Here is a 17,978-nt window from a genome sequence, read left to right as displayed (position 1 = left end):
TCCCCCCTTACGTTCCTCGTGCCAATGCCTCAGACCGGGAGGAACACCATGAGCGACCTGCTGCTGAAGACCGCCGTCGCGGCCAAGGTCCGGGTGAGCGACTGGACCCACACGACCACCGCGTCCCTACGCCGACGCTCGGCCGACGACAAGGGGCAGACGGCGGTGGAGTATCTGGGGATCATCGCGGTGGTGGTGGCGATTGTGGTGTTGATCGCGAATACGAACTTGGGGCAGACGATCGTGGACAAGCTCACCACTCAGATCGGCAAGGTGGCTCCCTGATCCGACGCCGCGCGTACGACGACTCAGGGCAGGCTTTCCCCATCTACATCATGGTGGTGGCGGGCCTGCTCTTTCTCGCGTTCGCGTACTTCGCGGTCGGCCAGGCGGCGGTGAACCGCAACGGCGCGCAGACGGCAGCCGACGCGGCGGCGCTGGCGGCGGCGCAGGAAACGCGGGACGAGCTGGCCGATCTATGGGTGCTGGACGTCCTCGACCCGGCGAGGTGGCAGGAGATCTTCGATGGCGTCGGAGGGAACAACGCGTGCGGGCGCGCGGATCAGCTCGCGGCGATGAACGACGCCGGCGACGTTGCCTGTTTCCGTGACGGGCTCCTGGCGTACGACGTCACCGTCCGGACGAACAAGCCGATCGGAGCTTCCGTCGTGCCCGGCACGGCGGACAGACGGGCACACGCCTCCGCCACGGCCGTGATCGAGCCGCTCTGCACGTTCGAGCTCCCGGACGAGGGCACCGAGGGCGAGGGCGAGGGCGAGGGGGACGGCGAGGAAGAGGTGGCTCTTCCCAGGCTCACCTGTGAGGACGGGGACGACTGGGAGCTGGACCCGGACGACCTCACCGATCTGCCCGGACCCGAGGACCTCTTCGACGTCCACCTGGCCACCGGCTGACGAGCGAACGACGAGTGGAGAAGGAAGCAGAGTGATGAGCATGCGGTGCACCGCGAAAGCCCGCAGGGGGATGGCCGCGCTGGCGGTTGTGGCCGGGCTGGCCCTCGGCACGGCTGCTTGCGGTGGAGGCGGGGGCGACGACGACAAGAAGCCCCAGAGTTCGTCGTCCACGTCCAAGGAAAGTGGATCGCAACCGAGCACGCAGGAAGGACAGTCCGAGGCGCCGATGGCCGAGCTCAAGGGCCCGAGTGGACTGCTTCTCCAGATCACCACCGCCGTACGGGACTCCGGCGGTTTCGTCACCGTGAACGGCTCCCTCAAGAACGACAGCGGGACGATGGCCACGATCCCGTCCGCGCTGAGCGGCAACGAGACCGAGATCATGAACAACGGCAGGTCCCTCGGCGGAGCCACCCTCGTCGACTCCAAGAGCAAGAAGCGCTACTACGTCCTGCGCGACACGGAGGGCCGTCCCCTGACGACGACCGGCTTCTCCACCCTCAAGCCCGGTGAATCGATCGACGTGTTCCTGCAGTTCCCGGCCCCGCCCGCGAGTTCCACGGACGTCACCTTCTCGCTGCCGCTGTTCCCCAGCGCGGTCATCAAGATCGCCGGGTGAGGCCGGCCATGACCCCACGTCTCACTCTGGCGATGGCGACAGCGACAGCCACCCTCGTGATCGTCGGCCTGGCCCCCGCCGCCCGGGCCGACGACAGCTCGCCGAGCGTGCCCCCCGGCACCGAGCCCACGGCGACCGCGCCCGTGGACGTCGACGCCAACGACCCGGACCTCAAGCTCCCCGAGGGCGGCACCCTGGCCGAACCGAAGGTGCTCGACATCAAGCAGGTCGTGGAGGACCAGTCCGGCGACGAACGCCGTGAGGACACGAACGCGGACGTGACGTTCGCCCTCCAGGCGGAGGTCCTGTTCGGCAAGGACAGCGCGAAGCTGGGCGCCGACGCGAAGGCCCGTATCGCCGTGATCGCGGACGAGATCAAGAAGCAGAACACCACCCTGGTCCGCGTCTTCGGCTTCACCGACAACCTCGGCTCCTCGGCCCACGGCGACGTCCTGTCGAAACAGCGCGCCGACGCCGTCCAGGCCGAACTCTCCGGCGACCTCAACAACCCGAACATCACCTTCGAGGTCCGCGGCTACGGCGAGCAGTACCCCATCTCCGACAACTCCACGGAGGAGGGCCGCAAGAAGAACCGCCGGGTGGAGGTCACGTTCCCGCGGACGGCGAGCTGACAGGCCGCGCCGCCGCTCACACCGCCACGGCGCGGACCGCGTCCCCGCAGAGCTTCTTCATGTCATCCGCGTCCGAGGTGACGACGATGCGCGGACCGGAGAAGCTCAACGCCGTCGCCGCCACCACCGAGTCGATCGCGTACTTGTGCCCGTGCAGGTTCGCGTTCCGCCCCGTGACGTTCGGGTCGTTGTCCATGAAGTTGCACAGCCCCTCGCTGTCGAGGAGCAGCACACCATGGCTCAACTGGATTTGTCCGCGCGCCGTTCCGTACTGCCGCTCTCCCCGTGGCCCGCTACGGCACGCTCACCGGACGTCAAGGCCTCAGCCTCGCGGAAGATCTCCGCAGCCCGCTCCTGGACCTCGGGCGAAGGCAGGCCGGTCTCCTTCTCCTTCGCCTGGAGCAACTCCTCTAGCAGATCGCGCTGTATCTGCCGCTCGACGGCAGCACTCACATACGCGGAGAATCCTCGCGAGCCCACCCGGGCCTTGACCGCCGCGATGAGGCCGGCGGGCATGGAGACGCTGGCTTTCTGGGCCGGGCCGTCCTCTTTGCCGTACTGCTCGACATCACCCATGTGGCGAGAGTAGTGAAAGATGTAGGAATCACGCCTTGCCCGTCAGGGCCCCTCGCCCTTGCTCGGGACGTCCGGAGCCGATTCGGGCACCGGGTCGGCGACGAAGGTTCCACGGCCGTGAACGGTCTCGATGAGGCCGCGGTCGCGCAGAGTCTGGGCCGCCCGTCGGACAGTGAGGTAGGCGACGCCGTACTCCTGCGCGAGATCGCGCTCGGAGGGCAGGCGGGCGCCGGGCTGGAGTTCTCCGGCTCGGATCCTCGCCTCCACGTGGTTGGCCAAGGCGACGTAGATGAGCTGGGAACCCCGCGGGTTGAAGTCGGGTACCTCGCTGTGGTCACTCACAAGAGCAACGTAGGTCGATGCCAAGCTACGCGAATCTTCAGAGAGCTATACATAGCTCTGCATGGCTTAGTAAGGTCGTGCACAGATGATGCCCCGGCGACCGCGCGAACGGCCCCGGGGCGTGGCCACCAACCCGATGGAGGTTGATGACAATGAGCATTATCCACGCGCTGCTGCGCTGGATCACGGGCGTGTTCGGGCCCGGTACCGGCAGGCGTCGTGCGGGCAGGCGCCCTGCTGCGGTGGCCGCCGGTATCCCGGCCAGCCCCACCCCGGTGACCGTACGGCTCCCCGCGCCCCGTTCCCCGTACGGGCTGCCCGAGCAGCTGGACGGCGCCGCCACCGCTCCCATCCGCCCGTACGTGCTCGCGGCGGAGCGGGCCGACCGGGAACGGGCGCGGCAGGCGCGGCGTCGCGCTGCCCTGGTCCTGGCGGCGGACGTCGGTGTCGACCTGGACCGGCATGTGATCGGTGCGGAGCGGGCGGCGTGACGGGGGCCGGGGACAGGGCGCCCCGCCCGCCGGTGCGGATGTGTGCGCGCTGCCAGGTGATCACGGAGACTCCGGTGGTGGTGGGTGTGGTCCACCAGAACTCGGGTCCCGGTTTCGTCGTGTACGCGTGCCAGGCATGCGCCGCGCACTACCCGCCGCAGCCGGACGTCCTCACCGTCCCGCACCCGACCGGTCGGGCGGGTGACGAGCGGTGAGCGTACGAGAGCTGTCACCGGAGTGCGCGCTGGGAAGCCGACCAGGATACGAGGACATACACGTCGCGTGCCGCCGCCTGCGGGACATCCCGCTCCCGCACAGCCGGGGCCTACTGCTGCTGAGTCGCTGCGGCTGCGCCTGCCACCGCCCGCCGTCGAGGGAGGAGGCACGGTGAACGCCGGTACCTCGCCCGAGCCGCGCCCTCCCGCCTGACGCAGCGCACCACCCGTGGTGCGCCGGCCCGGACCCGCGCTCACGACGGTGGCGGAGACCCGACCGTACGGGGCCTCGTATGTCCGGTTCGATGTCGATCCATCCGGAGCGGCCTCCCCGGCAGACCTCGTAGATGCCTTGGTCGGAGTGTCCCGGGCGGCGGGGAGTGCACGACGACGCGAACCGCCAGGCCCACCGGCAGCCTTGTCGCTCACAGCGCCTGTCGGTGGGCTGTGCCCAGTGCTCTCCGGATCGTGGCGATGACCATCGCCGGAGAGTGGAACACATCCTCCGCGGTAAACCGCAGGACGATCCGTACCTCGGCGCATTGCTGGAGGTCGTTGAAGCGGACGATGTCACGGCGGTGGTCGTCGCGGTAGCCGTGGTAGGCGTACCCCTCGATCTCGACGGCGACGCCCTGCGCCCGGAACAGGAAGTCGGGGCGCAGGAGTCGTCCGCCGGGGGTGATGAGTTCGGCCTGCGTCTCGGGATGCAGATCGGCGTCGTACATGCGCAGTCGGGCGACCGTCTCCGCCGGTGACCCGGAGACGGGGTCGGCGAGTGCCAGCCAGTCGCCGGCGCGGACGGCGCCGCGCGGCCGGTGGGAGAGGGCGGAGGTGACCGCGTCGAGGCGGGTGAGCGGTGCCCGGCGGACCCGCCTCTCACCCACCGCCACTGTGCGGTACGACAGCGCGGAGTCGACCGCCACCAAGGCTTCGTCCCGGGGCCCGGAGAGCAGCAGGTCGGCCAGGGTGCGGGCGGCGCCGGTGACGCGCAGCCCACCGCACGAGGCGAGCTCGACCACCTCATCGGCGCTCAGTGCACCGCGATGGACTCGTACCCCGTTGCGCTGTCGAATGCCGTCGAGATCGGTGAACTCTGCCTTGACCTTCAGCAGTTCGATCCTCCATGCCCAGGCCGCCGCCCGATGACTGACCACGAGCTCCGGCGCCGCAAGCTGCACCGCACGTAGCCGTGTCGCAAAGTCCGGCCGCACCCCCGGCTGCACCCACACACCGCCGCCGAGGGACCCCCACCCCTCCTCCCTCAGCCGCCGAAACACAGTGGCCCGTGCCCATCCCGCGTCAACGGCCCACGCCACCACCAACAACCCACCCACGGCCACATCCCGCAACGCCCGCATCACCCAAGCTTTCCACCCCCCGCCAACGCCCCGTTCTCCTCTGTGGATAACCGGCAAGTGTGTTCCGAGTCTCAAGGGCGCTCACGGTCATGCTTCCCCGACCTGTGAAAAGGCGCATTCGGCGGTGGAGTCCCTGAGACGGAAGACACACTTGACCCACGAGAGATGCTCTTGGGGCGTGGCTCACCCACCGATCGGCAGGACGTCCGGAACCTCGGGCTTGTTCGTGCATGCCAGTTGGTCCGCCAACGTGCGTATCAGGCGGACGGTCAGCTTTTGGTGGAACTCATCCGTGAACTTGGCCGTGCTGGGCTTGGCGACCCTGACCTCGATGAGAACTTGCGCCTGCCTCGTTGCGCCCGGGATGTCGCAGCGGAAGTTGACCACGGCATCCACTGATGAGCGGTCGGCGACGTAGACGTCCGTAGCCGCTCGATGCCAGCGGTCGGTGTAGGTCTGCATTGCCTTCAGGGTGTCCGCGGACCAGGCCACCATGGCGGAGAATCGATGCTCGCCCGAGAGTCGGCAGACGTCGTACTCGTCGAGCCTTCGAACTTGTTGTAGGGCTCGGTCGCTTCCTTTGTCAGCCCGTGCATGATCGCGGCGGCGGAGATCGCGCTGTTCGTGAACTTGAGCTCGTCGGGCCCGAGGATCTCCTGCAGAGACTCCATGTTCCCGGCTCCGAACAGCGTGTCGCAGGTTTTCGTCTGCGTGGGGTATCTTTTTTGCTCAGGGACCGCTCCTCCGAACAACCTGTCGACAATGCCAGCGCCGCTGTCGCTCCGCACCAGGCAACCCGGCTCAGAGACTTCATTGTTCGCGATGGCCGTCTCCCGGCCAGGTAGGACTGTTCGACGCTCGCCATCGTCACAGCACGCTCGGAATCTCGGGGCCGTTGGCGCAGGGCAGTCTCTTGGCCAGGCTGCGGGCCAGTCCGGCGGTCAGCTCGCCCAGGAGCTTGGTGTCGAAGCCGGGGACGTTCCTCACCTCGGTCTCCACTTCGAGGGGGAGTTCGGCCTCCTGCTCCTGGCGGGACCCTTCGACCTTGCAGGGAAACACGGCGGTGAGGTGCAGGCCGGAGTCCTCGCGCAGCAGGTGGACGTCGCTGCCTGCCGACTGCCAGCCCTTCCTGGACGCGATACCGTCCTCGATATCCTTCGGAGTGTCGAGAGACCAACGGACGTATGAGGTGAACCGCGCACTCGTTCCGTCGAGGCCCAGCTCGCAGGGATGAGCGGTATTGGCGTAGTGCCCTTGGCTGCCGGGCTCCCAGGCCTTCGCGACATCCGCCCGTTCGGACAGTACCTCGTCCATCGGGAACGTCTGGTTCCGTATAGCCAGGGTGCCCTCGCCCATCTCGTCCTGCAGCGCATCGATCCTCTCGGCGCCGAACAGGGCGTTGCAGGTGCTCCAGCCGATCGGAGCATCGCTTCGGTCCTTGGCGTCCTTCTCCGCGCAACCGGAGAAGGCTGACAGCACGACCACCGTCGCGACCACCATGCCGAGTCTCCCAGAGGCTTTTCCGGCCGACATCACTGCGACACCTTCTCCGCGTCGGAGATGGCGTCCTTGCCATCTCTGTAAGAACCCTCGATCTGTGGGACGAGAGCGTCCTTCTCCTGCTGGGTCATACCGACGGCATCGGCATAGTTGGACACGGGCACCCAGACTCCGCGCTCCCCGACCTTCTCGAGACGCTGAACCTCCTGCAGTGCTTGGGGATCGTTCTTGTACTCGTTGTCCTGCAAGTACTGCATCGTGTGGTTGCCGTAGGCCGTGCTGATCGTCGAGGCGCCCGACTCCAGCACGATCGGGACGACGGTGGTGGCGACGACGCCGGCGGCCGGTCCCAGGACCAGCGCCGTGCCACCGGCGGCGGCCGCCGTGACGACTCCGGTCATCAGGCTCTTGCGCCATTCGCCCTGCTTGCCCAACTCCAGGTTCTCGGCGGTCTCGTCGTCCTTGAACTCCTCCCGGATCCCGTGGGACCGGGACTCGTCGAGGATCCCGTTCACCTTGGCCGAGTTGTGCGCGAAGGAGATTCCGTCGTCACGGTCGCCTTCGAGCGCCGCGAGTCCGCTCGCCGAGTAGACCTGTTGGGCGGCGGACAAGGTCTGGTAGCCGTCCTGGTCCGCGGCGACCAGCATCATGAAGTTCCGCGCCTCCTCCTGCCCGAACGAGGCACGCGTCGAACCGTCGCTGCTGTTCGCGAAGATGCGGCCGCGGCCCGTTTCGTCACCCGAGGCGCCGAAGTCCTTGATGGAGTAATTGAGGTCGTCAATGTACGCCGCACCCATGCGGGCCAGACTGTCCTTCATGACCTCATGTGGGGGCCCATCGTCGGAGGCGACGTTGTAGCGGTCGATCACCTTGTCCATGATCTTCCACGTCTCCCCGTCCCGGTGCAGCACCGGCGGATCCGCGTCCCACGCCGCCCCCGTCGTCGCCGCCTCCAGCGCGTGGCCCAGGGCGTCGGGGCCCATGTCGCGGGCGTGTTTCGCCTCGTCGCTGCCCGGGTGGACGAGGCTGTCCGGGGCCCACTCGAAGTCCTTCTTGTTCAGCTCGTCGAAGTACGAGTCGAAGTCGAGCGTGCCGTCCTTGTCGACCGTGCCGTCCTCGTTGTACGCCGTCGGCGGGTCGGTGAAGAACTTCTTCGCGGCCTCGGGGCTGTGCCCGAGCCCCTCCAGGACGCTGGTCAGCGGGTCGTATCCGGCACCGGTCTTTCCGGACGGGTTGAAACCCCAGTCGAGATCGGCCCCGCCGGTCACGGGCTTGCCCTCCATGAACCGGTTCGGGTCCTTCTTGTGCAGCTGGACGATGTGCTCGGCGATCGGGTTGATGAACCGCGCGTCGTAGTTGCCGTAGCGCAGCAGACCGCCGAGCACCTGGTAGCCGTAGTAGGAGTTGGTCGACGCGGGGTCCAGCACGATCGGCTGGGTGCCCAGCTTGCGGAACTCCGACGACCAGCTCGCCGGCAGGTGCGACCTGTTGTCGGGGTCGGTCGCCGAGGCCAGGGCCAGGCCCATGTTCCGCTGGAGTTGACGCGTGAGGGCGAGCCGTTCCTTGTTGTCGCCCATGGTGCCGTCCAGAGACATCCGGCCGTAGAACTCCAGCGCTTCCTTCGGACCGCCGAGCGACTTGTAGAAGTCCGTGGAGAAGTCGGCGTCCTTGGCGTTGAACTTCATGATGGAGTTCAACTCCATGTACTGCTTGTCGCTCATCTCCGGGCCCAGCTTGGCCAGTTCGGCCGCGCGCTCGGCCTGGGCGTCGTCCAGGGACTCGTAGGACCGGTGACCGGCGTTGTGCTTGTCGTTGCCGTGGCTCTTGGCCAGCGCGCGGGCCAGCGAGGTGTCGATCTCGGAGGCGTGCGCGACCAGCCGGTTGACGCGGTCCTCCAACTCCTGCTTGGCGTCGAGCTGTTCCTGCGTACGTTCGTCGGTGTCGCCCCGGATGTGCGCGAAGAAACAGCGGACCCTGCCCTCGCCGATGTCCTCGACGCGGACCCCGAGGTTCGCGGCGTCCTGCTGGACCGCGGTCCTGATCTTCTTCTGGAGCGCGACGAGTTCCGTGTGGCCGTCGACGAGCAGCTTGTGGATGCTGTCGGCCTCGGTGTGCAGGTCGGAGATCTCCTTCGTCGTCTTCGTGACGAACTCCCGGGTCACCGTGGCGTTCACACCGGCCCACCGGGCCGCGTCCGACTTGGTCTGCATGCCCTTGCGGGCTGCCTCCGCGGCGGTCTTGAGCGCGTCCACGCTCTTCTGCCAGTCCGAGACCGCGGTGCCGAGCTTGCCGAGGTCGACCTCGACAAGGTCCGTGTACGTGAGGGCCATCGGGCTGCTCCTACTGGAAGTACTTGCTGATCTGCGACACGGGCAGGGCGGAACCGCCGCTGTCGAGGATCACCGCACCGATCTTGACGTCGTCGTCGGCGTGGAGCTTCTTGGTGAAGTCGAGGTGATCGGAGATGTGGGCGCAGGCCTGGAGGACCGTCTTCAGCTGCGACGTCCAGATCTCGACCGTCGTCTCCAGAGCGCCGCCCGAGGCGAACCCGTGCGACTTCAGCGTGGCGGCGGCCTGGCTCGAGGACCCCACACCCTCCTTGTTCGCCCCCGCGCCGGCGATGTCCGCCCCGGCTTGGAGGTCCTCGTACAGGAGGTACGCGTCGTGGCCGACGGCGCCGAGGTCGTCCTGGTTGACCACCAGGTCACCGCTGCCGCCACCCTGGTCCGCCGGGATCTGGTTGAGCCGCATCCGTGTCGACCCGTGCTCGGCGGCGTCCGCCTTCAGCTGCTCCCATTCGTCCCAGGCCATGCCAGTGCCCTCCCCGTGGGTCCCCCATGGTGGTCGCGACCTGCGCGGCGTGCCGGGAAAACATTGCCGGGCACGTCGGGTCGCGGGTCTTCGCCCGGACTTTAACGGACGGCACGGGCGGCAGAAGGGGCGGCAGAGGTGTCAACCCCGGTTGTGGCCGGAGAAGATGGCCGAATGGCTGGAGATCGTCACAGCACGCCGACGCCGTCCAGGCGTCACTCTCTCCTCGCACATCTCGCCCCAAGATCAGCCGTTCTTGTAGCGGGGCAGTCTCTCGGGAAACTGACGGGGAGTCGTGCATTCGGCCAGCTTGTAGGCGTGCTTGGTGAGTTGATAGGCGAAGTCGGTCAGGATCTGTCGCAGCTCCACACCGGTGAGCCTGACATCTCCGTCGCTACTTACCTCGGTGAGGATCGCGTAGGTCTCGGACGCGCTGTCGGAGGGGACGAAAGGGGGAACACATGACACGTACACGCGTGCGACGGCATCCTCGTCGGCATCGAGGTGAGCCAGGGCCTCGACGCCGTCGACGGACACACGGATGATTCCGTGCTCGTCACCGGCCTCCCGGTAATAATCGACCCATTGATCCTTGGTGACGGGTTGGACCTCGGCCTGGCCCCACAGGGAAGAGTTGCCGCTCGTGTGCACGTAGCAGTAGAAGCTGAAGCTCTCTCCGGTGCCTCTGTGGCTGGAGCCGTCTTCCGCTGATTGCACCTTCGGCAGTATTCGAGTCACCACGCCCCGCTCGAGCGTGCCCTCGCACACCTTCTCCGGCAGAAGGTAGAGCCCCTTGATGGTGAAGAGCCAGGTACCACCACCCACCAGGCAAAGAATAAGGAGGCCGAGCAGGAAGCCTTTCCCGCTCTGCCAGGTGGCGTCGGTTCCCTGACTCCGCTGAGCCGTGTTCACGGGGGGCGCTCCTTCGTCCTGCTCAACAATTCACCAGCGGCGTCACAGCCGTGTCCGGAAGCTGTGAACGGCGCGGCTCCCCTGTGATGCGTCGACACGCTATCGGCAGCCGTCGGCCGCCCGTCCGGGGCGGATGCGTGGACTGGCTGGAAGTGAACGGCTCGCTGACCGTTGTGCCGTCAGCGGTCGTCCGGTGTGGTCTCCACCCGCACCTCCACGCGCCCGCCCGCCCGCACTCCCCACCCCGCCATCGCCCCCGCCGCCGCCTCCAGCACATGCCGCGACCGCAGCCGGGGCAGTCCCAGGCGGCCCGGGCGCATGGTGCGAACGGCGATCACGGTCAGCCGGTGGTCGAGATACGCGACGTCGATCGGCATGCGCATACGGAAGGTGTGCACGCTGCCCGCCGGTGTCAGGAGCATCGCCCCCTCGACGGAGTCCCGCCCGAGCAGCCCCTTGGTGCGGGCCCGGTAGGAGGCTGCGATCTCCAGGGGGACCCGGAGTCCGTCCTCCCCTCCCACGACCAGTTCTCCCCGGCCGTCCTGCCAGCGTGCCATCCCCGTCTTCCCTCCGCCGCGTCGCTACCCTCAGCACGGTAGCGAGCCGGGATGAAGAGGTGACCGTCGTATGCGGAAGATCGTCCTGATGATGGGGGTGTCCCTGGACGGGTACATCGAGGGCCCGGACCGTGACATCTCCTGGCATGTGGTCGACGAGGAACTGCACCAGTACTTCAACGACACGATCCGGCAGATGGGCGGCCTGCTCGGCGGGCGCGTCACCCATGAACTCATGGCCGGTTACTGGCCCACGGCCGACGCCGACCCGGACGTCTCCGCCATCGAAGCCGACTTCGCGGCCATCTGGCGGGACATGCCGAAGTACGTGTACTCGCGGACGCTGGAGAGCGCCGACTGGAACACGACGATCGTCCGGGAGGTCGTCCCCGAGGAGGTCGAGGCCCTCAAGAACCAGCCCGGCACCGGCGACCTGGGCCTCGGCGGCGCCGACCTCGCCGCCGTGTTCCTCGGTCACGGCCTCGTGGACGAGATCCACCTCTGCGTCCATCCCGTGCTGATCGGCCGGGGCAAGCCGCTCTTCCCCGAGACCGACACCGAATCCCTGACCTCGCTCCGGCTCATCGAGACACGCCGTTTCGGCAACGGCGTCGTCCTGCTGCGGTACGCGATCCAGCGCTGATCGCGTCGGTCCGGCGCGGGGCCGCCACGTGACCGTGGGGGCAGGGAAAATCCGCGGCACCCCACACGCCCCCTCTGCCACCATCCCCCCATGACAGACACCGGCCCCGATCCGAAGCCCACCTTCGAAGACCTTCTCGCCGAAGGCGCCGCCGTCCCCACCGAAGGGTGGGACTTCTCGTGGTTCGAGGGGCGGGCCAGTGAGGCGCGGCCCTCGTGGGGGTACGCCGTGGCGTTGGGGGAGCGGCTGGGGCGGGCGGCGGCCGCGCTGGACGTCCAGACCGGGGGCGGGGAGGTGCTCGACTTCGCGCTCGGGCGGGCGGACAGGGCGCCCGGGCTCGTCGTCGCCACCGAGGGGTGGCCGGCGAACGTCGCCAAGGCCACCGCACTGCTGCGGCCGCGCGGTGTCGCCGTCGTCGCGTCCCCGGAGGACGGCCCGTTGCCGTTCGCCGACGCGAGCTTCGACCTCGTCTCCAGCCGGCATCCGGTGCGGCCCCTGTGGGACGAGATCGCGCGGGTGCTGGAGCCGGGCGGGACGTACGTCGCGCAGCACGTCGGGCCCCGGAGCGTCTTCGAGCTGGTGGAGTGGTTCCTGGGACCGCAGCCGGAGGCGGTGAGCGGCGCCCGGCACCCCGACCGGGAGCGCGCCGATGCCGAGGCGGCGGGGCTGGAGGTCGTCGAGCTGCGGGCGGAGCGGCTGCGGGTGGAGTTCCACGACATCGCCGCCGTCGTCCACTTCCTGCGCAAGGTGGTCTGGATGGTGCCGGGCTTCACCGTGCCGGCGTATCTGCCCCGGCTGCGGGAGCTGCACGAGCGGATCGAGGCCGAGGGCCCCTTCGTCGCCCACAGCAGCCGTCATCTGATCGTGGCGCGCAGGCCCGCCGGGTGAGCCGGCGGCGGCTCACGCGTGCGGGCCGGTCGTGACCTTGCCGATCACCAGTTCCGCCGTCGCTTCCAGGACCTCCCCGACCCGCTCGGCCCGCTCGCCCAGCTCCCGTGTCTGTCCCGTCGCCAGCCGGGTCAGCGGCTCCACCGTGACCGTTGTACGGCGGCCCCGGCGCCGCTGGTGCCAGACGCCCGCCACCACACCGTCGACCAGCAGCACGGGGTGGTTGCCCGCCTGTCCGCCGGCCAGCGCCCGCTGCCACGCCGCCCCGGGGAAGAGCAGCTCGCGCGGCTGGGCGGCGACGGCGTACGCGTCGAAGTACGGGAGCAGGTGCACGCCCCGGACGTCCGCCGCCGGGTCCGGGAAGCCGGTGTCGCCCGCCGCCACCCACGCCGGGGCGCCCTCGAACAGCACCTCCTCCACCTCGCCGTCCGCCGCGAGCCGTGCGAAGAGGTCCGCGGCCCAGCCGCCGGGCGCCGCCAGCCACTTGGCGAAGTGCCGCGGCGTCGCCGGACCGTAGGCGGCGAGGTAGCGGCGGACGAACCGCCGCAGGGCCTCCTCCGGGGCCAGGGGGTCGAAGAGCGGCGGGCGGGTGTACGTCACCTTGCGGCCGCGGTTCGGGGCGAAGCACAGGGCACCCGACTGGCCCGCCCGGTGCAGGACCTGCCGCCAGCGCGGCCACAGGTCCTGGAAGGCGGGCATCACCAGGTCCCCGGCCCAGGGCCCGGTGCGCGCGACGACCTCCTCGCCCAGTTCCTCCACCGTCAGGGACACCCCGTCGAGCGCCTCCCCGATCGCCGCCACCACCTGCGTCGCCTGCTCCCCGGTCAGCCGGACGCCGGGCGGGAAGGGGCTCGGGCCGGCCGGGACCGCCGTCAGCGCCGCGCACCACAGGGGGAGTTCGGCGGCGGGCAGCAGATGCACCGTGCCGCGCGGGCCGTGGGTGCGCACCAGCGACCGGTCCTCCCACAGCGCGGCCCGTACGTCCGCCCGGGTGACCCCCTCGGTGCGCACGCCCACCGACAGCTCCGCCGCGGACGGCACCTGCGCGTGCGCCCCGAGCATCGCCGCGACGGCCTGCGCGGGCCGCCCGGAGCCGGTCGCGAGCGGATTGGCCAGGAACTGCCGCTCGAGCCGGCGCGCGGAGGCCTCTCGCCACGTGATCCTCACGGTCATGGCGCCGACGCTAGAACGCGAAGAGGTCGGATCCTGTCCTCTTCACCCGCCCGGCGTGTGGCCCGGGGCACCTCCCCTAAAAGGGCATTACCTGCCACTCCGTCGCAGAACGCCCGGCGTCTTCACGGGGTTTCCGCATCGTTATCGCCATCGGTTCGCATACGGCGTGGGCCTCACGTAAGTTCATGCCCAGGCAATTCGCGTGAGCAAAGCTGCGTGGACGTCACCGCGCAGTGGAGGGGGCTGCGCGGTGCCGTTCGCGTCAAGCCGGCGTTCGCGGCCGGGTTAGCCCGTCGGGGGGACGGGCGGGCAACTGGTCGACCGTCGTCCAAGTCGTGCGAAAACCTCCACTTCTCCAGGCAGGTGGCCTTGTTCCCCTGGGATTCCGTTGTGTTCCGGCCATGAATCACCCATGAACGATGCCGTGAGCGGTCATCACGGCGTCGCCGGGCGACTCCGGAGAGTAGTTGTCGTGCGCCGATGTACGCGACATCACTTACGAAGGGTTATGGTGGAAACCCCCCCTCGGGCCGGTCCGTCTCCCCCCCACGGACCGGCCCGTTTTTTTGTGCTCCCGGGCCCCCGGTGACGCTCCCGCGACGCTCCCGCGCCCCCACCCCGCTCAACGCCCGGAGCCTCGCGGGGGTAGGCTTCGCCGTCGTCGGGGGACCGCACCGTACGGAGGGGCTGACAATCACGTGAACCTGCGCGACAAGCTGCGCGGCCTTCTGGTCAGGCTGTACGCACGCCGGGTGGAAGGTCACCTGGACCACGCTCAGGTGCCCAAGCACATCGGCGTCATCATGGACGGCAACCGACGCTGGGCGAAGGCCGCGGGTTCCACCACCGAGCACGGCCACCGCGCCGGTGCCGACAAGATCGAGGAGTTCCTCGGCTGGTGCTCCGAGACGGACGTCGAGGTCGTCACCCTCTGGCTGCTGTCGACGGACAACCTCGACCGCGCCCAGGAGGAGCTCGTCCCCCTCCTCGGCATCATCGAGGGCGTCGTACGCACCCTCGCCGCCGACGGCCGCTGGCGCGTCCACCACGTCGGCACCCCGGACATCCTCCCCTCCCACGTCCAGACCGCGCTGAAGGAGGCCGAGGAGGCCACCGCGCACGTCGACGGGATACTGGTCAACGTGGCCATCGGCTACGGCGGCCGCCAGGAGATCGCCGACGCCGTGCGCTCGATGCTCGTCGACGCGGCGGACCGGGGCACCTCGCTGGAGGACCTCGCCGACTCTGTCACCGTCGACCTGATCGGCCGCCACCTCTACACCGGCGCCCAGCCCGACCCCGACCTGGTGATCCGCACCAGCGGCGAACAGCGGCTGTCCGGATTCATGCTCTGGCAGACGGCGCACTCCGAGTACTACTTCTGCGACGTCTTCTGGCCGGCCTTCCGCAAGGTCGACTTCCTGCGCGCCCTGCGCGACTACGCGGCCCGCCACCGCCGTTACGGCGGCTGACGCACGGACACCCCTCCCCGCGGGGAGCTGCGACGAGTACCCCGGTTTGGGACGCAAGTAACAAGGAGTTCACCGGCGCGCCGTCATATGCCCTGGCATGGTGGCGCATCTTCGAGGGCATAAGCCAAGCAGGTCGACGCCCGAACCACGGGTGTCGGATCTCAGCGGGCGGCACGGGGCCGTCCGCCCGGGAGGCCCCTTGCACCAGCCCGACCGTGCGGTCACGGCACGGAAGAAGCAGCGGGAGGCCGGTCCTCGGCCCGTGCATCGGGGCCGTCGACCGGTCCAGCTCCACTCCGTCGCTCCCCGACCTCATCCGAGGGGGTACGTCCTTCCGTGGTGACCAGCACAAAGCGCCGTATGCCAGACCGGCGCACCTATGTTCTCGACACCAGCGTCCTGCTGGCCGATCCGAACGCCCTGACCCGCTTCGACGAGCACGAGGTCGTGCTCCCCATCGTCGTGGTCACGGAGCTGGAGGCCAAGCGGCACCATCCCGAACTCGGCTACTTCGCCCGGCAGGCGCTGCGCCTGCTGGACGACTACCGGGTGAAGTTCGGTCGCCTCGACGCCCCCATCCCGATCGGGGAACTCGGCGGGACCGTGCGTGTCGAGCTCAACCACTCGGATCCCAGCGTGCTGCCGTCCGGCTACCGCCTGGGGGACAACGACTCACGCATCCTCGCGGTCGCGCGCAACCTCCAGGCCGAGGGGTTCGACGTCACCGTCGTATCGAAGGACCTCCCGCTGCGGATCAAGGCGTCGTCGGTCGGTCTTCTCGCCGAGGAGTACCGCGCCGAACTCGCCATCACGGACTCCTCCGGCTGGACCGGAATGTCCGAACTGACCCTGCCCGCCGAACAGGTGGACGTCCTCTTCGAGGAAGGACACGTGTACGTCGCGGAGGCCGCCGAGCTGCCCGTGCACACGGGGCTCACCATCCAGTCGGAGCGCGGCAAGGCGCTCGGCCGGGTCACCCCGGAGGGCAACATCCGGCTGGTGCGCGGCGACCGGGAGGCGTTCGGCATCAAGGGCCGCAGCGCCGAGCAGCGCATCGCGCTCGACCTGCTGCTCGACCCGGACATCGGCATCCTGTCGATGGGCGGCCGGGCCGGCACCGGCAAGTCGGCGCTGGCGCTGTGCGCGGGCCTGGAGGCGGTCCTGGAGCGCCGTCAGCACCAGAAGGTGATGGTCTTCCGGCCGCTGTACGCGGTGGGCGGGCAGGAGCTGGGCTATCTGCCCGGTTCCGAGGCCGAGAAGATGAGCCCCTGGGCGCAGGCGGTCTTCGACACGCTGTCGGCCGTCACCTCCCGCGAGGTCATCGAGGAGGTCACCGCCCGCGGCATGCTGGAGGTCCTGCCCCTGACCCACATCCGGGGCCGCTCCCTGCACGACGCCTTCGTGATCGTCGACGAGGCCCAGTCGCTCGAACGGAACGTCCTGCTGACCGTGCTCTCCCGGATCGGCGCCAATTCGCGGGTGGTTCTCACCCATGACGTGGCACAGCGGGACAATCTGCGCGTCGGCCGGTACGACGGTGTCGTCGCCGTCGTCGAGAAGCTGAAGGGGCACCCGCTCTTCGCCCATGTCACGCTGAACCGGTCCGAGAGGTCCCAGATCGCGGCGCTTGTGACCGAAATGCTGGAGGACGGGCAGATCTGACCGCTGACGGCACAACTTCATAAGCTTTGAGCGCCACTTGGCGTCGTCCGGCAAAGGCTGTGAGCCTAGCCGGGCGGCGTCGGCGCATGTGGGGGTTTGGCGAAATATCCGGGGCCCCATGAGGTGTGAGCTTTCACACGCAACCCGGAATTGCCTTGCGGTGGCGGGGTACGGCAGAGTCTCACTCCTGTCAGGCCCCGCATACGGCACACCTGTACCCCCAGAGGTACGGAATCGCACGTGCACCACCTTCAACTCCATAGCGTCGCCGTATGCCGCCCGAGCACCATGCGGCGCTCCCCTCCGGGGAGTTGCCCACCGGGCCCGTGCCTCCCGTGACCCCGCAGTTGGGAGGCCAGCGTCCAGGGGCACGATTGCGTCCGCCAGGGTCACCGAAGCGGGCGATGCTGGAAGGAAACCGTGTGAGCCGGATCTCGGTCCGGGGATTCGCAGTGGCCTCGGCCACGGCGGTCACCGCTGTCGGAAGCGTCGTCGGCGTTGCCTCGGGCAGTGTCGCGCAGCCCAACGACGCAGAGGCGACGGCGAGCGACGCGACGCTCCTCGCTGACATACCTGTGGGCCAGCAGGCCCAGGTGCAGACCGCGTCCCTGGCGCAGCAGGCCGATTTCCAGGCCATCGCCGCGGACGAGGGTGCCAAGAAGGACGCCGAGGAATCGGCCCGCAAGGCCGCCGCCGAGACCGCGGTCGCGAAGAAGGCAGCCGCCGAGAAGGCGGCCAAGGAGCGCGAAGAGGCCAGGACCAAGGCCAGCCGCAGCGCCGGCGACTTCCCGGTCCAGAGCTCCTACAGCGTCGCCCAGATCCAGGCCATGGCGGCCCAGATGGTGCCGAGCGGCCAGTTCCAGTGCTTCAGCAACATCGTGAGCCACGAGTCCACCTGGAACTACCAGGCGGTCAACCCGTCGTCCGGCGCCTACGGCCTCTTCCAGGCCCTCCCCGCCGGCAAGTACGCGTCCGCCGGTTCCGACTGGCGCACCAACCCGGCCACCCAGATCAAGTGGGGCCTGAACTACATGAACGAGCGCTACGGCAGTCCGTGTGACGCCTGGTCGTTCTGGCAGGCCAACCACTGGTACTAGGACACTGTCCGGCCGGGGCCCGGGGGGGGGGGGGGGGGGGGGGGGGGGGTGGGGGGGGGGGGGGGGGGGGGGGGGGGGGGGGGGGGGGTGGGGAGGGGGGGGGGGGGGGGGATGCG

The 17,978-nt window shown here is 69.1% G+C and carries 22 protein-coding genes; 11 read left to right on the top strand and 11 right to left on the bottom strand.

The annotated features are described in order from the left end of the window. Window positions 1-48: 48 nt before the first annotated feature. Genes ACZ6D7_RS11650 through ACZ6D7_RS11635 form a run of 4 tightly spaced genes read left to right on the top strand, consistent with a single transcriptional unit; the run spans window position 49 to window position 2,165 of the window. On the top strand, window positions 49-285 hold the full coding sequence (locus ACZ6D7_RS11650; RefSeq protein ID WP_469487490.1) for a Flp family type IVb pilin: 237 nt from the start codon (window positions 49-51) through the stop codon (window positions 283-285). Further along, a complete protein-coding gene (locus ACZ6D7_RS11645) occupies window positions 285-914 on the top strand; it encodes a pilus assembly protein TadG-related protein (protein ID WP_469487955.1) in 630 nt (209 codons plus the stop codon). The genes ACZ6D7_RS11650 and ACZ6D7_RS11645 overlap by 1 nt, the downstream gene beginning before the upstream one ends. A 34-nt stretch (window positions 915-948) precedes the next feature. Further along, a complete protein-coding gene (locus ACZ6D7_RS11640; protein WP_469487486.1) occupies window positions 949-1,533 on the top strand; it encodes a hypothetical protein in 585 nt (194 codons plus the stop codon). Between the two features lie 32 nt (window positions 1,534-1,565). Further along, a complete protein-coding gene (locus ACZ6D7_RS11635; protein ID WP_469487481.1) occupies window positions 1,566-2,165 on the top strand; it encodes an OmpA family protein in 600 nt (199 codons plus the stop codon). Between the two features lie 16 nt (window positions 2,166-2,181). Here the strand turns inward: ACZ6D7_RS11635 and ACZ6D7_RS11630 are convergent, their stop codons facing one another. From ACZ6D7_RS11630 to ACZ6D7_RS11620, 3 genes are read right to left on the bottom strand one after another with little or no spacing between them, the layout of a single operon-like run. Beyond that, window positions 2,182-2,409, bottom strand: coding sequence for a hypothetical protein (locus ACZ6D7_RS11630; protein WP_469487478.1), 228 nt, complete (start codon window positions 2,407-2,409; stop codon window positions 2,182-2,184). Beyond that, on the bottom strand, window positions 2,406-2,741 hold the full coding sequence (locus tag ACZ6D7_RS11625) for a hypothetical protein (RefSeq protein ID WP_469487472.1): 336 nt from the start codon (window positions 2,739-2,741) through the stop codon (window positions 2,406-2,408). The genes ACZ6D7_RS11630 and ACZ6D7_RS11625 overlap by 4 nt, the downstream gene beginning before the upstream one ends. Window positions 2,742-2,783: 42 nt before the next feature. After that, window positions 2,784-3,083, bottom strand: a complete 300-nt coding sequence (locus ACZ6D7_RS11620; RefSeq protein ID WP_469487469.1) for a GntR family transcriptional regulator — start codon at window positions 3,081-3,083, stop codon at window positions 2,784-2,786. 152 nt (window positions 3,084-3,235) lie between these two features. On the opposite strand from ACZ6D7_RS11620, the gene ACZ6D7_RS11615 reads away from it, so the two are divergent. Both ACZ6D7_RS11615 and ACZ6D7_RS11610 read left to right on the top strand, forming a co-directional pair. After that, on the top strand, window positions 3,236-3,574 hold the full coding sequence (locus ACZ6D7_RS11615; RefSeq protein ID WP_469487464.1) for a hypothetical protein: 339 nt from the start codon (window positions 3,236-3,238) through the stop codon (window positions 3,572-3,574). A 56-nt stretch (window positions 3,575-3,630) separates the two neighbouring features. Next, window positions 3,631-3,789: a hypothetical protein gene (locus ACZ6D7_RS11610; protein ID WP_469487458.1), complete on the top strand. Its 159-nt coding sequence runs from the start codon at window positions 3,631-3,633 to the stop codon at window positions 3,787-3,789. 425 nt (window positions 3,790-4,214) lie between these two features. On the opposite strand, the gene ACZ6D7_RS11605 is transcribed toward ACZ6D7_RS11610, so the two are convergent. The 7 genes from ACZ6D7_RS11605 to ACZ6D7_RS11575 form a co-directional block, all read right to left on the bottom strand. Then, on the bottom strand, window positions 4,215-4,943 hold the full coding sequence (locus ACZ6D7_RS11605) for a hypothetical protein (RefSeq protein ID WP_469487455.1): 729 nt from the start codon (window positions 4,941-4,943) through the stop codon (window positions 4,215-4,217). 387 nt (window positions 4,944-5,330) lie between these two features. Continuing rightward, the gene (locus ACZ6D7_RS11600; RefSeq protein WP_469487452.1) at window positions 5,331-5,609 is read right to left on the bottom strand and encodes a hypothetical protein; all 279 of its coding nucleotides are present in this window, start codon (window positions 5,607-5,609) and stop codon (window positions 5,331-5,333) included. Window positions 5,610-6,014: 405 nt separating this feature from the next. Continuing rightward, window positions 6,015-6,647, bottom strand: coding sequence for a hypothetical protein (locus tag ACZ6D7_RS11595; protein WP_469487448.1), 633 nt, complete (start codon window positions 6,645-6,647; stop codon window positions 6,015-6,017). A gap of 32 nt (window positions 6,648-6,679) precedes the next feature. After that, window positions 6,680-8,977: a hypothetical protein gene (locus ACZ6D7_RS11590; RefSeq protein ID WP_469487446.1), complete on the bottom strand. Its 2,298-nt coding sequence runs from the start codon at window positions 8,975-8,977 to the stop codon at window positions 6,680-6,682. A 10-nt stretch (window positions 8,978-8,987) separates the two neighbouring features. Then, window positions 8,988-9,458: a hypothetical protein gene (locus ACZ6D7_RS11585; protein ID WP_469487443.1), complete on the bottom strand. Its 471-nt coding sequence runs from the start codon at window positions 9,456-9,458 to the stop codon at window positions 8,988-8,990. A 246-nt stretch (window positions 9,459-9,704) separates the two neighbouring features. Then, complete coding sequence (locus tag ACZ6D7_RS11580) at window positions 9,705-10,370, bottom strand: hypothetical protein (RefSeq protein ID WP_469487440.1); 666 nt, start codon at window positions 10,368-10,370, stop codon at window positions 9,705-9,707. A gap of 179 nt (window positions 10,371-10,549) precedes the next feature. Then, window positions 10,550-10,927 carry a DUF192 domain-containing protein gene (locus tag ACZ6D7_RS11575; protein ID WP_469487438.1) on the bottom strand — a complete coding sequence of 126 codons (378 nt, stop codon included), beginning with the start codon at window positions 10,925-10,927 and terminating at the stop codon, window positions 10,550-10,552. A gap of 70 nt (window positions 10,928-10,997) precedes the next feature. On the opposite strand from ACZ6D7_RS11575, the gene ACZ6D7_RS11570 reads away from it, so the two are divergent. Both ACZ6D7_RS11570 and ACZ6D7_RS11565 read left to right on the top strand, forming a co-directional pair. Beyond that, window positions 10,998-11,570, top strand: coding sequence for a dihydrofolate reductase family protein (locus ACZ6D7_RS11570; RefSeq protein WP_469487436.1), 573 nt, complete (start codon window positions 10,998-11,000; stop codon window positions 11,568-11,570). A gap of 90 nt (window positions 11,571-11,660) precedes the next feature. Further along, window positions 11,661-12,458 carry a class I SAM-dependent methyltransferase gene (locus ACZ6D7_RS11565; protein ID WP_469487434.1) on the top strand — a complete coding sequence of 266 codons (798 nt, stop codon included), beginning with the start codon at window positions 11,661-11,663 and terminating at the stop codon, window positions 12,456-12,458. Between the two features lie 12 nt (window positions 12,459-12,470). On the opposite strand, the gene ACZ6D7_RS11560 is transcribed toward ACZ6D7_RS11565, so the two are convergent. Further along, a complete protein-coding gene (locus tag ACZ6D7_RS11560; protein WP_469487430.1) occupies window positions 12,471-13,631 on the bottom strand; it encodes a winged helix DNA-binding domain-containing protein in 1,161 nt (386 codons plus the stop codon). A gap of 698 nt (window positions 13,632-14,329) precedes the next feature. On the opposite strand from ACZ6D7_RS11560, the gene ACZ6D7_RS11555 reads away from it, so the two are divergent. From ACZ6D7_RS11555 to ACZ6D7_RS11545, 3 genes are all read left to right on the top strand, one after another. Then, the gene (locus tag ACZ6D7_RS11555) at window positions 14,330-15,103 is read left to right on the top strand and encodes an isoprenyl transferase (RefSeq protein WP_469487426.1); all 774 of its coding nucleotides are present in this window, start codon (window positions 14,330-14,332) and stop codon (window positions 15,101-15,103) included. 336 nt (window positions 15,104-15,439) lie between these two features. Further along, complete coding sequence (locus ACZ6D7_RS11550; protein WP_469487424.1) at window positions 15,440-16,765, top strand: PhoH family protein; 1,326 nt, start codon at window positions 15,440-15,442, stop codon at window positions 16,763-16,765. Between the two features lie 422 nt (window positions 16,766-17,187). Next, entirely contained in the window at window positions 17,188-17,862 is a 675-nt protein-coding gene (locus ACZ6D7_RS11545) for an aggregation-promoting factor C-terminal-like domain-containing protein (protein ID WP_469487421.1), read from the top strand. The last annotated feature ends 116 nt before the right edge of the window (window positions 17,863-17,978 follow it).

The sequence above is a fragment of the Streptomyces sp. NPDC041784 genome, from assembly GCF_055591025.1.
The sequence above is the reverse complement of the archived record's forward strand: the minus strand, read 5'-3'. Positions and strand labels throughout refer to the sequence as shown.